Origin of the sequence: Halocella sp. SP3-1 (assembly GCF_003953885.1) — a bacterium.
GTDB classification, from domain to species: domain Bacteria; phylum Bacillota; class Halanaerobiia; order Halanaerobiales; family DTU029; genus Iocasia; species Iocasia fonsfrigidae.
Window position 1 is genome coordinate 195,999 of the sequence record NZ_CP032760.1, and the last position, 13,765, is coordinate 209,763.

The following is a 13,765-nucleotide window of genomic DNA, read 5'->3' on the forward strand; positions in this document are numbered from 1 at the left end:
TCAACCCGGCATTGTTAAACAATGCTGGGTTTTTTTGATTAAAGCAAATATAAAACTAACATTTATCTTTTTCTATTTCATATATATGTAATGTTAAACTCTGTAAGTTAAGGGAGCAATAATATGAAAAAACAGTCTTTTTTACAGGGCGCTCTGATTTTAATGATAGCTGGTCTAATAAACCGGGTAATCGGCTTTGTTCTTCGACTTATTCTTGTACGACAGATAGGTGACGAAGGTCTGGGGCTTTTCCAGATGGTTTATCCCCTTTTCATGACCCTATTACTACTTACTACCGCCGGTTTTCCGGTAGCTATCTCAAAACTAATACCCGAAAGAATGACTCATAATGATAAACAAGGGGGTTATAATCTACTAAAAGTCAGTCTAGTCTTTGTCTGTCTGATGAGTATCTTGTTCTCACTCATATTATACTTTTCTTCAGGGTATATAGCCCAACATATCTATCGTGACAGCAGAACAGGGATTATTTTATTAAGCCTGATACCAGCCCTCTTAATAAGCCCTTTAGCAGCCTGTTTCCGGAATTTTTTCCACGGTATACATAGTATGCTACCAACTGCCTTTTCGCAAATTACTGAACAGTTTACACGCCTAATCATAACACTTAGTTTAGTAAGTACAGCCGCTTCACTTGGATTGAAATACCAGGCTGCCAGTATGGCTGTAGGAATTTCGGCTGGTGAATTTGCCGGCCTTCTTATCCTACTAATTATATTTATTTACCACCTATTTTTAAGTGATTACCAGAAACTTAGCCACAGTGATAAAATAAAGAAAATACAAAAAAAATTTAAACATAATTTTTTCTTTGATCTTAAAACTATAGCTGCCCTGGCAATACCTATTACAATCGGTCGTTTAGTTAACTCACTTATGATGAGTGGTGAAGCCGTTTTAATACCACGCCAACTTCAACTGGCCGGTTTCTCTATACAGGAAGCAACCTCACTATACGGTCAATTAAGTGGTATGGTTGAACAGCTAATATTTTTGCCAACTGTAATTACCATTGCCCTGACAACAAGTTTAATTCCAAATATATCTGCTGCCAGAGCCTGTAAAAATTACCATAAAATAAAAGGAAACTATCAGGATGTTATCCGGATTACCACTTACCTGGGATTTCCGGTAACTGTTATTTTTCTATGCAAAGGCAGTGAAATATGCCAACTACTTTTTGGTTATCCAGCTGCTGGTGTAATCTTGTCTCATATGGCCTTTAGTGCAACCTTTATTTATTTTTTACAGGTATCACATGGAATGCTAAATGGTCTTGGAAAACCACAATTGTCCCTCTTAAATCTTACCCTCGGCTCAATACTAAAAATCAGTGGCATTTTACTCCTAACCAGACAGACAGCTCTGGGTATCCATGGAGCCGCCTTTAGCATTGGACTTGGATATATGCTTTCAGCATTACTTAATTTTATTGTGATCGGGCATAATATTGGGTATAGTCTAAATATAAAGCAGTGTTTCCTTAAACCCCTTCTGGCCAGTCTGCTAATTTACTTTATCGAACCATACATATCATCTCACAGTAAGAAAATAATATCTGTTTTATGGGTGGATCTGCTTGTCATAGTAATATTAATCCTTATCTATACTATTTTTATGGTCTTAATTAAGGCCATAACACCTGAAGATACCAAGCGTTTTAAGAAATAAGAAAAATTCTACATTAATTTTATCTATCGACCCTTTTGTGGTATAATACAGATAAAATACCTGTGAAAGGAAGATTACTGTGCAAGAAGTTTACCTCGATAATAGTGCTACTACTAAACCCTTAACAGAGGTAATAGACTATGTTTCAAAGGTGTTGACTAATAATTATGGAAATCCATCATCTTTACACAACAAAGGACTTGCTGCTGAAAAAATTATCAAAGAAGCCAGAAACTTAATCGCCGCCTACTTAAAAACAGACCCGGAAGAAATATACTTTACCTCTGGTGGTACCGAGGCTAATAATCTGGCAATCCGTGGTGTTTGCTATAATTATTCTAATCGGGGGAAACATATAATCACAACAGAAGTTGAACATCCCTCTGTTAAAGAAACCTTTCTGGCACTGGAGGAAGAGGGATATGAAGTCACCTTTCTAAAAGCTGACCAAGAAGGATATATCTCTATTGACAAACTGGCACAGACTATTAGGGAGGATACAATCCTGGTCAGTATTATCCACGTTAATAATGAATTAGGAACAATTCACCCCATATCCAAAATAACTGAACTTATTAAAAAGTCTAATCCAAAAACCTTTTTCCATGTGGATACTGTCCAGTCTTTCGGTAAAGTCCTTTTACTTCCTGCTGACTGGGGAATAGACCTGTTAACAATTAGCGCCCATAAAATCCATGGCCCCAAAGGAATAGGAGCTCTCTATGTAAAAAAGGGTATTGACCTAAAGGCACAGATCATAGGCGGAGGTCAGGAAAACGGCCTGCGTTCCGGTACTGAAAACGTTCCTGGTATTGCTGGTTTTATCCCGGCATTAAAAAAACTACCTGAATATACAGTTGGGAAGCCTTATGATTTGTCAGTAAACGAACTAAAAAATTATTTTATAGAGAAAATCACCCAAAAGTGCCCAACAGCCCATATTAATTCACCCCGGGAAGGGGCACCACATATTGTCAGTATTTCTTTTCCAGGGGCACGCGGTGAAGTCCTTGTTCACGGCCTGGAAAGTGAAGGTGTTTTTGTATCAACAGGTTCTGCCTGTCATTCTAAAAGCCATGAAAAAAGCCATGTGTTACGGGCAATCAAACTACCCCCGGAGAAAATAGACGGAACTATAAGGATCAGTTTTTCCAGATATAATACCAGACAAGAAATAAACTATGCTATTAGTAAAATAAGTGAACAGTTGAAATTATACTTCTAGGAGGGAAAAAATGTACCAGGCAATCTTACTCAGATTTGGAGAAATAAGCCTCAAAGGTAATAATCGTTCTTTCTTTGTACATAAACTTATTAAAAATATAAAAACAGTCCTCAAAAATACAGCAGATTCCCGGATAGAAAGAACATACGGCAGGATCTATATCTACCCCGAAAATAATATGGAGAAAATAATTGAGAGACTCAAAATGGTTCCAGGTATAGTCTCTTTAAGTCCCACTGCTATAACATCCCTTAACTATGAAGATGTTAAAAAAACAACCCTGGAGGTTTTTAAAGATTCAGTAGATAACTATCCAACAACATTTAAAGTGGAAACACATAGAGCCAATAAAAAATATCAGCTGACAAGCCCTGAAATAAGCAGGGATATAGGTGCCTATCTCCTCCAAAATATTAATCATCAGGACAATAAATTAACAGTAGATGTTCACAACCCTGCACATACTTTAAATATTGAAGTCAGAAAAGAAAGGATTTTCATCTATACCAGGGTTATTCAGGGAATTGGAGGCCTTCCCATCGGAACCAGTGGTAAGGGGCTACTATTACTATCAGGGGGGATTGACAGCCCTGTTGCCGGCTGGTCATCTTTAAAAAGGGGAATGACTATTGATGCGATATACTTCCACAGCCCTCCTTATACAGGTGAGCGGGCCAAGGAAAAGGTTATTGAACTGGCCCAAATTCTTAGTAAACACAGCGGCCGAATAAAGTTATATCTCTCACATTTTACAGATATTCAGATGGCTATTCAGAAAAACTGCCCCCCTAAGTACAATATCACAATAATGCGGAGGATAATGTTCCAGATAGCAGACAGGATAGCCAGAGAAAATAATTATCTGGCCTTAGTTACCGGTGAAAGCATAGGCCAGGTAGCCAGTCAAACTCTGGAAAGCATGCAAGTAATTAATGCAGTAACTAATTTGCCGGTTATAAGACCATTAATAGCTATGGATAAAACGGAAATAATAGATATTGCCAGAAAAATAGGGACTTATAAGACATCAATTCTACCATATGAAGACTGCTGTACACTCTTTGTTCCCAAACACCCGGTTACCAAACCCAGACTCTCTGATACTATCAATGCAGAAACAAAATTGGACATTGAAGAACTGCTTACTCAGGCCATGGAGAAAATTGAAACAGTCATCCTGGAATAACAGGGAGGACAATGATGATTAATAACCTTGATAAAGAATTAAAAAAAATTAATGACCTGGAGGTAAAATATAATATTAGCCTGAAAAAATATACCTCTTTCAAAATTGGCGGACCAGTAAATTTATTCCTGGTTCCTATAACTATCAGAGCTTTACAGCAGACATTACCTATTTTAAACAATCATAACATAGAATTTTTTATCCTCGGCAGGGGGAGCAATCTAATAGTCAGTGACCAGGGTTACCATGGAGCAGTTATCTATACAGGTAGATTAAATAATATCAGTATTGAAAACACTACGATTACTGCCGAAACAGGTATAGCCCTCTCTTCCCTTGCCAGCAAAGCCCAGGAGGCCGGTCTTAGTGGCCTGGAATTTGCCAGTGGTATACCAGGTTCCCTTGGTGGAGCCCTTTATATGAATGCAGGTGCCTATGGTGGAGAAATGAGTAATGTAGTTTCCTCAGCATCTGTCCTTGACTATAAAGGAAATCCAGAAACCATATCAAAAAAGGATCTACAGCTATCTTACCGCCACAGTATACTGCAGGAAAAAAAGCTGATCCTAACTGCTGTTACTCTCAAATTAAGACCAGGGAATAAAGCCGAGATAAGACAAGTAATGAAGGAATTAAATCAGAAACGAAAAGACAAACAACCCCTTGAATGGCCCAGTGCAGGCAGTATATTTAAAAGACCTGAGGGTTACTATAGCGGCCCACTAGTAGAAAAAGCCGGCATGAAAGGTGCCCGTATAGGTGATGCACAGGTTTCCGAAAAACACGCCGGTTTCATCATAAATCTAGGTAATGCCACCGCAAGTGATGTCAAGAAATTGATCACAAAGGTACAAGATAAAGTATATCAAACAAGTGGGGTAAAACTGGAAGTAGAACCCCACTTTATCGGAGATTTTTAAACCCCCGTCTATAAAACGGGGGTTTTTTATCCCTTAAGCAGAACCTTCTTCTCTTTCCTGCTCAACTGTTTTATCTCATATTCCCTTTTCATAGCCCTGCTTCTGGAAGAAAAGCTCTCACTATACTGCAAGATAACAGGCCCCCGTCCTCTAGTATACCTGGCCCCTTTACCCTGGTTATGCTTCTTAATCCTTTCTTCAATATTATTGGTATAACCTGTATAATATGTACCATCAGAACATTCTACAATATAAACATAATACATTATTATTTTATCTTATTCCTGTATTCCAGTAGAGTAAGAAGGTGTTTCTTTTCTTCCTTAATAAGCTCTTTAATCACCCCTGCACTTTCACCAGAATTATAAATTAAAAGCTCCTGATAAAAAAGAATCGAATCCTTCTCAGCCCTGATAGCAAATGATAGTGCTGTCTCAATAGATTTTATTTCCACACTGTCCCCTTCTGGGAAAACAGAAAACTCTACCAGTGACCTTAGATAAGCACTAACCTCCGGCTCATAAACATATACAGCCTCCTCTTTAATCTCAGACTGAAGTTTATTTAGTAATTCCCCAAACCTTTCATAGTGGTCTTTTTCATCATCAGCCAGTTTATTAAATAAAGCTGCTAAATTTTTATCACCAGTATTGGAAGCATGTTCTAGATAAAAATCCCTTCCCCTTTTCTCTATATCTCGTGCCATCTCCAGAACCTCTACCGCATTAACACTATTATTAAGCATAATAAGCCCTCCTTTAATATTTCCTACCTATAATTATATACTTGTTAGTAAATAATGCAAACCTATTTTTCCTTTTCAACCTCGATATCAATATAGTCATCTTCTCCCTCATTAAACCCATTTGAATAGCTAATATTATTTTTTCTCAGGTAATTTACAAACCTTTTTTTAATAAATCCAGTATAATACCCACGGGTAAAAGGAATTATCAATGAAAAACCAGTAAGGTCAGTTAACAGTCCTGGTGTAAGGAGCATAGTCCCACCTATTAGTATCAAAAGACCAGCCAGGAGATCATCTGCCGGCATCTTACCCTGCTGAAGGCTTTCTTTTATTTTTCTTACTACTATAAAACCCTGACTACGGGCCAGACTCACACCCAGTACCCCGGTCAACCCTACAAGAAGTATTGTAGGAACCAGCCCTATATATTCCCCTATCTTAATTAATAAAGCAAGTTCCAATAAAGGAATAATAGTAAAAGCCAGTAATAATTTTATGAACATAATACAGCATCCCTTCTACGATTTTTAGTCTATTATATCATATAAATTGATTAAGACATAAATTTATATCCATAAAAAAACCCTCTCTTTTATCGAGAAGGCTGTATCAAAATATCAATCTTCTTTATAAACTGGGTGTCTTAACATTAAGTACTACAAATCTTTCTCCCTGGTCTGCAATCAAAGACATTTTAGTATTAGGCGGACAGCTTATTATATTAGTGGCTTCAACAATAGCCTTTTCCTCTCCAATCTGCAGAGTTCCTTTACCCTCAACAATGTAAAAAAACACATCAACCGGAACCGAGTGCTCTGGTACTACATTTCCTGGTTCCAGAACAAGATTCATTACCTGGGCATGACTATGTTTTAGAATCGGTTTAGCTATAACCCCCCTTTTATTTTTTTGACCCCGAATCTCGTTCATTTTAATAATTTCCATATAATTTCCCCCTTCACATAATAAACCTACTAATAAATATGCTCCCTTATCAAAAGAATTTTATTAATTTTCTTTAATAAAATAATAAGCAAATTATCCACTATTTTCCATGATATATATCACATTTATTAAAAAAGGGGCTGTCTAAAAAATACGTAATTATCCATCATATATGTGTTTAATATAGTTAATTTTTCTAATATTTCGAATTCTTATGCTACCATTTATTAATAAAACATTTATTTCAAGCAGTTTTTAGCTTAGGATAATTTGGAATATCAATTTAGAAATTTCTATTACCCTCCAATTATATTTTCAGTTATATAGTCAATTCTTTAAATTTAACTATAACTTTTTTAAATTAAAGCATAGGCATAAATTACAGCAGATGCTATCTCAACTACTGTTTTTATATCATGAGAAAAACTTACATATGTAAAAGGATTGAAAATTACAGCAATGACAGTAAACAATAATAATAAAAGTTTATTGTTTTTTTTATAGAATACAAAGATATTCAAAACTGCAGTTATTAAAACTGCCCATTCCAGGATACTGTACTCATAAAGGCTATTGGTAAGAACTAAAATGAATAATACAATGGTAATTATGTTAGTTATTAATAAAATCTTTTTCATCTCTATCTAATTCACCCATTTCTTTTTAATAAATTATAACATATATTTTAGCCGAATTCTATAAATAAAAAGTAGGAATTTATCATTAAGCTTAACTTTTTAACAAAATAATTATCATACTATTAGTATCTGCAACAATATATCTCAGTAATTGTAAGAATATGTTTAGCTTTATATTTTCCTTACCAGGAACTAAACAATAAATGTATATATATCACCTAACAAACCTCCTCCAATTGAACTTTTAATAAATAAAAAATGCTTAGGAATTCACTTTTAAAAACAAGTTGGTTCCTAAGCACGTTTGCTTTATTTTGAGTCTAAGAGGTTAATTTGACTTTAACTTATGGCGAATATCATTTCCTCATACTGCGACCTTTTCACCACCACTTTGCCATAGATTTCTTATAATTCGAAGAAAATTTCACATATTAAGCAAGCTTTTCAAAACTTCTGCAGAGCCACCATCAAAATATTCGCTTGCAGAAATGGGGTCAGTCTCACTATTAAACTTAAGTTGAAGTATCAAAACACTTCAAAGTCCTCCTCATTTATATCCATTTTAGAATTATCTTCTTTTGTAAATTTATCTCCTTTTATAATTGTATCAATCTCACCACTATCTCCTTCATTATTTAATTTAAAGCTGTCTACTGTCTTTAACATTGCTTTTGCCTCATCATTAAGGGATTCACTTGAGCTGGCAATCTCCTCGACCAGTGCAGCATTTTCCTGGGTTACCTCATCAAGTTCTTCAACAGCTGTCTGAATCTGATCCGCAGAAGTTGATTGTTCCTGCATAGCAACAGCAATCTCTTTAACGGCATTACTTGATTCCCGAGTATTATCCACAATCTCCTGTAATGACTGTCCGGTTCTTTCCACCATTTGATTACCATCTTCAATCTGCTCAATTATATTGCTAATCAAATCCTCGATTTCTTCTGCAGAATCAGCAGTTCTTCCAGCCAGGTTTCTAACCTCGGCCGCTACCACGGCAAACCCCTTACCGTGTTCACCAGCCCGGGCTGCTTCAACAGCAGCATTTAAAGCCAGGAGATTTGTCTGAAAGGCTATATCATTTATTGCTGTAATTATATTAGCTATCTCTTTACTACTGGCTGTAATCCTATCCATAGATGCTGTAGTCTCCCTGACAACCTCAGACCCCTTATTAACTACTTTAATGGTATTATCACTTAAATCACTGGCACTTTCCGAACTGGCCGCTACCTCCTCAATAGCAGCTGTCATTTCTTGAATTGTAGCAGATACCTCCTCCAGGGAAGCCGCTTGCTCCTGAGTTCTTTGTGATAAATCCTGGTTCCCTTCAGCAATTTCATTTGATGCATTACCAACAGTTAATGATGATTCCTGGACTGCTGCCAGACTCTTATTTAGTGCAGCAATTGTCTGATTAAGGTTTTCAGCCATTTTCCCTAGTTCATCATTTGTTTTTACCTTGAGTTTTTCTGTAAAATCACCCTCAGCTACCCTTGCTAAAGCCAACTGTACAGAATTTACAGTAGTACTGATTGAGGCAGAAACCAGGTAAACTATTAAAGCAATTACAATAAACAGAAGCAGATAAGCAACTGTTGACCTGCTAACAATCGATTTTGCGGATTCTGTCATTTCTGCTACCGGTACTGTTAGGGCTAATGACCAGTCTGTCCCTGCTACAGGATAGAAATAATTATACCTATCATCTCCGGCATATGTATATCTACCTATACCCTCTTCCCCCTTTATCATCTTCTCTGCAATGTCTGCCAGCTCTACATTTACAGTCTCATTTTTAGTATCCAATAGATTCAGTTTGAGAGCTTCTGTTGGGTGGGCTATGGCTAAACCCTGTTCATCAATTAAATACCCATATCCCGTTTCACCTATTTCATATCCATTTACCATTTCCTGTAGAGGCGTCAGAATGACCTCACCTGCTAGATAGCCCACAATTTCCTCAGTATCTGTTTTAACTGGAGTAATTATTACAAAAATCTCTGTATCACTTAATTGGGATAAAACAACATCACCAACAACTAATTCTTTTTTGCTTTTAACCTCTTCAAAATACTCCCGGCTACTCAAATCATATATCTCCTGATCCTGGGTAGTCCACGCCCTTCCATCAGGGCTTAACAACATTAGGTTTTCAAAGGCATCAAGAAGCTCTACCCTATTGTTTAATTCATTTACCATCTCCCAAACATCATCTTCCTGCTGCCACCCATCGTTTAGCTGCAGGGTATCTTCTAATAAAGTCAAGATATTTTTCTTTCCCTCAACCCATTGACTTATTTCCTGACTATTACCCTTAACCTGACGTATACCAGATTTTTCTACAAGACTAGTAACACTATCTACTACCTGGAAATATGTATAATAGGTTAAAACAGCAAGTATTACTATTAATGGTATCAAAATAAATACCAACAACTTGTTTCTTATCGACGCATACTCCTTAAAACTTTTTTTCACTTGATTCACCCCACTACTTAATTTTATAGACTAGTTTAAATTTAATTTGAAGGGTTTTAGTATTCTAGCATAAATTTGCCCACCAGTACAAAAATATATCTCTCTACCATGAACTCCCCCTACATCCCTGGCCTTGATTTCTATCTCATAGCTGAGTAAGCACTTTTCAGCCATTTTGATATTCATCTCGGGAATACTTTGCAAACCCCTTCTACCAACAAAAGCCCCTCCAAAAATCTTTGCCTTCATAAACCTGATATCTGCTCCCTGTTTTATCATCAGCTTAATCAATTTATTTACAGCAGGTAAGGCATATCTGTAAATATTCTCCTGTTTACTTTTATACTTCTTTTGAGGAAGCATAAAATGATTTAGCCCAAAAACAGAATTGATATTATCACTTAGACAAACAGAAACACAGGAACCAAGTAAGGTAGTAATTACAATACCCTTTTTCACTGTTACATAAACTTCACCTGCATAAATCCTGACCAATTTTTTGTCTTTTACAATAAATTCTTTTGTAAACATATACTATCCCTCTAATTATCTGGCTTTGCGAAAAGTAGTATTCCCTACCTGACGCCACTTATCTGTTAACTGAACAGCATCTGCATGTCCAAGGAATAAATAACCATCATCTTTTAAATAATCATAAAAATTATTTAAAATCTTTCCCCTAGTTTCACGGGTAAAATATATAAAGACATTCCTACAAAAAATAAAATCAAAACTAACAGTCATTTTATAATCTTTATGATTTAAATTTAACTGTTTTACCTGAATCAGTTCTCTTATCTCCCTTTTCACTTTAAAAAACCCTTCATTATTTCCTTTGCCCAGCATGAAATACCTACATAATAACTCATATGGTATATTCTTTATTTTTTGATAGGGATAAATAGCCTTACTGGCAATAGACAGCACTTCTGTATTGATATCTGTAGCCAGAACCTCGATATCCCAATCCTCATTTTGAAAAAACTGGGCCAGGGTAATAGCCAGACTATATGCTTCTTCTCCAGTAGAACAGCCTGCACTCCAGGCGCTAATCCTTTTATCCCTTTTATTAACAAAACCGGGTAAAACCTTTTCTTCGAGGTATTTAAAGTGATGTTTTTCCCTGAAAAAATGAGTTACATTCGTTGTTAATAGATTATATAATTTAGCCAGTTCTGTTTTATCTCTACTTATTAATTCATAATAGTTCTCAAAATTATTTAATCCCAAGCTCCGCAGTCTACCTGTTAATCTGGTATACAACAAATACTTCTTTTTTAGTGGTAGAAAAAGCCCTATTTTTTTATATATAATTGTACTAAACTTATAAAATAATTGATCATCAATCATTCTTTTCTTTCACTTCACCCCTGGTAATATCTTTTTCCTTATCAAGTTTATCTATCTCTTTTAATACTGAGTATTCATTAAAGGAAAGAAGTTTTTCAAACTTAATTAAAATAATTAAGCGTTCATCTAATTTTGCCATCCCTGAAATAAAATCAGTATTAATATCTGAGCTGAAATCCAGGGTTTCCTGTATATCACCTTTAGAAAAACTTAGGATATCTGATACCTGGTCTACTATCATTCCAAAAATTTTATTTATAACCTCAATAATAATAATCACTGTAAAATTGTTATATTCCTTATCCCCAAACCCAAATTTCCTTCGCAGATCAATAATTGGAATTACTTCACCACGAAAATTTATTACTCCCCTGACGGATTCTGGCGTATTAGGAATAACCGTCGGTTTCTTATATCTAATTATCTCCTGAACACTTAATACATCTACCCCATACTCCTCATTTTCAACTATAAAGGTAAGGAACTGGTTTTCAGCTGATATATTTGTTAACTGCTGGTTTAATATATCCATCGTATTATCCTGGTAAGCCTTTTTATCAGTCATTATTTGCCCCCTTTACTATTTTTTGTTTTTATCTAAAGGCTGATTTTATCAAAGAGGAAACATCAATAATCATAGCTACACTGCCATCACCTAGTATTGTTGCCCCGGCAAAACCCTGTATATTAACGTAATTATCCTCCAGACTCTTAACCACTGCTTGTTCCTGTCCCAGTATTTCATCAACAAGCAGCCCAATCTTTTTCCCATCATCTTTAAGGATTATCAGGATGCCTTCAGTAGGGTCTTCTACCCCACCCCTTATATTAAATAACTTTCCTAATCTAAAGAGATTTAAATATTCACCCCTAATGCGAACACTTTCACCTTTACCAGTAACAGTTTTTATCTCATCCTCTGCCGGCTGATAAAACTCCATAATAGCATTAATCGGGATAATAAAACATTCACTCCCTATCATAATAGACATACCATCTATAATGGCCAGGGTAAGAGGTAGCTTTATTTTATAGCTTGTCCCCTGATCTTTACTTGTACTTATAACTATAGAACCCCGCAGTGCTTCTATTTCATTCCTGACTACATCCATTCCAACACCCCGACCCGATGTTTCAGTCACACTTTCTGAGGTAGATAGACCAGGTTCAAAAATCAAATTATAAATGTCTTCCCCAGCAAGGGGGTCATCTTCATAGATAATCCCCCTTTTTACAGCAGACTTTCTTATTTTTTCTTTATTTAATCCCCTCCCATCATCACTTATCTCAATAATAATATATCCCTCCCGCTGATAGGCATCAAGGGTAATACTTCCTTCTGCTGGTTTTCCCAGTTGGCTTCTTTCCTCAGGGGTTTCAATTCCATGATCAACTGCATTACGAAGCATATGTTTTAATGGATCAGAAATCTTTTCAATAATAGTTTTATCAAGCTCTGTATCCTTACCCTTGATAATTAATTTAACCCTTTTATTTTGCTCCCTAGAGAGGTCCCTTACAAGTCTCCTGAACCTGAGAAAAGTATCACCGATTGGCACCATCCGGATCTTCATAAACTCTTCCTGTAAATTACGTATCCTCTTATCCACGTTATTTAAAGAAACTTCAAGGTCCTGATCACTATGTAATCCCTTATGGAAAACCCTCTCTTTTACCTGGGCCTGTGATATAAGTAATTCAGCAACAGAATTCATCAATAACTCCAACTTCTCTGTTGCAACTTTAATTGTATTCTTTCCCCGAAGGTCTTTACACTGTTGTCGCTGTTTAACAGCCTTATCGTTTGGATTTTTTCCTGTACCCCTCTGATACTCATCTCTTATATCTTCTATTTTAATCTTATTATCAATTTCTACAAAGACAAATATATCCTCCAGATCTTCCAGTGATATATTACCCTTTATTATTAGCTCTATAGTTAGATAACATTCCTCTGGCTTTATTTCAAAAAAGTCAGGTATCCTCGTTAAATCTAGATAAACCTCAATAATATCACCCAGCCTATCAAGCTCTTTCAATAATAAAAGTGGGGCTGTACCGGTCTTAAATAGCCCAGTACTAAATTCCATTTTAATTTTATAGAACTTACTACTCCTTACTTCACTATTATCTATAGAATTGCTAGGCTGATTTATTGTTTCATTTGAAAAAGCCTTTAGTTTATTCTTGGTTAAAGTAAGGCTTTCCGAATTCACCTGATAGTCTGCAAAGACTAGGGCTTGCAACATATCACTGATAATATCATGTGTATTAAATAAGACCTCTAAGGTTTTATCATCAACCCGCAATAAACCATTCCTAATCTGTTCCAGCAAATCTTCAGCAAGGTGAACAAAATTTGTAATATTCTCACAGCCAGCCAGTCCAGAACTTCCTTTTATGGTATGAACTAAACGGAATACCTCTTTAAGCAATTCATCATTATCCGGGTCTTTCTCCAGAGCAAGAAGGTTTTGTTCCAGTTCGACCAACAGCTCTTCACTCTCTTCAACAAATGTCCTCAATAATTCATCATCCACAATAACTACCCCCTATGCATACCTAAAACAGCAAAATATC

The 13,765-nt window shown here is 35.8% G+C and carries 14 protein-coding genes; 4 read left to right on the plus strand and 10 right to left on the minus strand.

Annotation, left to right across the window (positions count from 1 at the left end):
* Positions 1–123 precede the first annotated feature (123 nt).
* The 4 genes from D7D81_RS00890 (at position 124) to murB (ending at position 5,023) form a co-directional block, all read left to right on the plus strand.
* Entirely contained in the window at positions 124–1,692 is a 1,569-nt protein-coding gene (locus tag D7D81_RS00890) for a putative polysaccharide biosynthesis protein (protein WP_125986427.1), read from the plus strand.
* A gap of 79 nt (positions 1,693–1,771) precedes the next feature.
* The gene (locus tag D7D81_RS00895) at positions 1,772–2,917 is read left to right on the plus strand and encodes a cysteine desulfurase family protein (RefSeq protein ID WP_125986429.1); all 1,146 of its coding nucleotides are present in this window, start codon (positions 1,772–1,774) and stop codon (positions 2,915–2,917) included.
* Positions 2,918–2,927: 10 nt separating this feature from the next.
* Entirely contained in the window at positions 2,928–4,103 is a 1,176-nt protein-coding gene (thiI, locus tag D7D81_RS00900) for a tRNA uracil 4-sulfurtransferase ThiI (protein ID WP_125986431.1), read from the plus strand.
* 11 nt (positions 4,104–4,114) lie between these two features.
* The gene (gene murB, locus D7D81_RS00905) at positions 4,115–5,023 is read left to right on the plus strand and encodes a UDP-N-acetylmuramate dehydrogenase (RefSeq protein ID WP_205739298.1); all 909 of its coding nucleotides are present in this window, start codon (positions 4,115–4,117) and stop codon (positions 5,021–5,023) included.
* A 26-nt stretch (positions 5,024–5,049) separates the two neighbouring features.
* Here the strand turns inward: murB and D7D81_RS00910 are convergent, their stop codons facing one another.
* From D7D81_RS00910 to D7D81_RS00955, 10 genes are all read right to left on the minus strand, one after another.
* On the minus strand, positions 5,050–5,289 hold the full coding sequence (locus D7D81_RS00910) for a GIY-YIG nuclease family protein (RefSeq protein WP_125986433.1): 240 nt from the start codon (positions 5,287–5,289) through the stop codon (positions 5,050–5,052).
* A gap of 2 nt (positions 5,290–5,291) precedes the next feature.
* Positions 5,292–5,768, minus strand: coding sequence for a ferritin family protein (locus D7D81_RS00915; RefSeq protein WP_125986435.1), 477 nt, complete (start codon positions 5,766–5,768; stop codon positions 5,292–5,294).
* A gap of 62 nt (positions 5,769–5,830) precedes the next feature.
* Positions 5,831–6,274, minus strand: coding sequence for an FxsA family protein (locus tag D7D81_RS00920; protein WP_125986437.1), 444 nt, complete (start codon positions 6,272–6,274; stop codon positions 5,831–5,833).
* A gap of 124 nt (positions 6,275–6,398) precedes the next feature.
* Positions 6,399–6,716, minus strand: a complete 318-nt coding sequence (locus D7D81_RS00925; RefSeq protein ID WP_125986439.1) for a cupin domain-containing protein — start codon at positions 6,714–6,716, stop codon at positions 6,399–6,401.
* A gap of 356 nt (positions 6,717–7,072) precedes the next feature.
* Entirely contained in the window at positions 7,073–7,354 is a 282-nt protein-coding gene (locus D7D81_RS00930; RefSeq protein ID WP_125986441.1) for a DUF6804 family protein, read from the minus strand.
* 525 nt (positions 7,355–7,879) lie between these two features.
* Positions 7,880–9,835 (minus strand): methyl-accepting chemotaxis protein, encoded by a 1,956-nt coding sequence (locus D7D81_RS00935; protein ID WP_125986443.1) that lies wholly within the window; start codon positions 9,833–9,835, stop codon positions 7,880–7,882.
* Between the two features lie 30 nt (positions 9,836–9,865).
* Positions 9,866–10,366 (minus strand): chemotaxis protein CheD, encoded by a 501-nt coding sequence (locus tag D7D81_RS00940; RefSeq protein ID WP_125986444.1) that lies wholly within the window; start codon positions 10,364–10,366, stop codon positions 9,866–9,868.
* A gap of 15 nt (positions 10,367–10,381) precedes the next feature.
* On the minus strand, positions 10,382–11,185 hold the full coding sequence (locus D7D81_RS00945; protein WP_125986446.1) for a CheR family methyltransferase: 804 nt from the start codon (positions 11,183–11,185) through the stop codon (positions 10,382–10,384).
* Positions 11,178–11,750 carry a chemotaxis protein CheW gene (locus tag D7D81_RS00950; RefSeq protein WP_125986448.1) on the minus strand — a complete coding sequence of 191 codons (573 nt, stop codon included), beginning with the start codon at positions 11,748–11,750 and terminating at the stop codon, positions 11,178–11,180. Before D7D81_RS00950 ends, D7D81_RS00945 begins: the two co-directional genes overlap by 8 nt.
* A 28-nt stretch (positions 11,751–11,778) precedes the next feature.
* Positions 11,779–13,725 carry a chemotaxis protein CheA gene (locus tag D7D81_RS00955; RefSeq protein WP_286170033.1) on the minus strand — a complete coding sequence of 649 codons (1,947 nt, stop codon included), beginning with the start codon at positions 13,723–13,725 and terminating at the stop codon, positions 11,779–11,781.
* Positions 13,726–13,765: the final 40 nt, after the last annotated feature.

Bases quoted from the DNA above. Each gene is read 5' to 3' on its own strand.
- D7D81_RS00890 (WP_125986427.1), top strand. From the start codon at position 124: ATGAAAAAACAGTCTTTTTTACAGGGCGCTCTGATTTTAATGATAGCT.
- thiI (WP_125986431.1), top strand. From the start codon at position 2,928: ATGTACCAGGCAATCTTACTCAGATTTGGAGAAATAAGCCTCAAAGGT.
- murB (WP_205739298.1), top strand. From the start codon at position 4,115: ATGATGATTAATAACCTTGATAAAGAATTAAAAAAAATTAATGACCTG.
- D7D81_RS00910 (WP_125986433.1), bottom strand. From the start codon at position 5,289: ATGTATTATGTTTATATTGTAGAATGTTCTGATGGTACATATTATACA.
- D7D81_RS00915 (WP_125986435.1), bottom strand. From the start codon at position 5,768: ATGCTTAATAATAGTGTTAATGCGGTAGAGGTTCTGGAGATGGCACGA.
- D7D81_RS00920 (WP_125986437.1), bottom strand. From the start codon at position 6,274: ATGTTCATAAAATTATTACTGGCTTTTACTATTATTCCTTTATTGGAA.
- D7D81_RS00925 (WP_125986439.1), bottom strand. From the start codon at position 6,716: ATGGAAATTATTAAAATGAACGAGATTCGGGGTCAAAAAAATAAAAGG.
- D7D81_RS00930 (WP_125986441.1), bottom strand. From the start codon at position 7,354: ATGAAAAAGATTTTATTAATAACTAACATAATTACCATTGTATTATTC.
- D7D81_RS00940 (WP_125986444.1), bottom strand. From the start codon at position 10,366: ATGTTTACAAAAGAATTTATTGTAAAAGACAAAAAATTGGTCAGGATT.
- D7D81_RS00945 (WP_125986446.1), bottom strand. From the start codon at position 11,185: ATGATTGATGATCAATTATTTTATAAGTTTAGTACAATTATATATAAA.
- D7D81_RS00950 (WP_125986448.1), bottom strand. From the start codon at position 11,750: ATGACTGATAAAAAGGCTTACCAGGATAATACGATGGATATATTAAAC.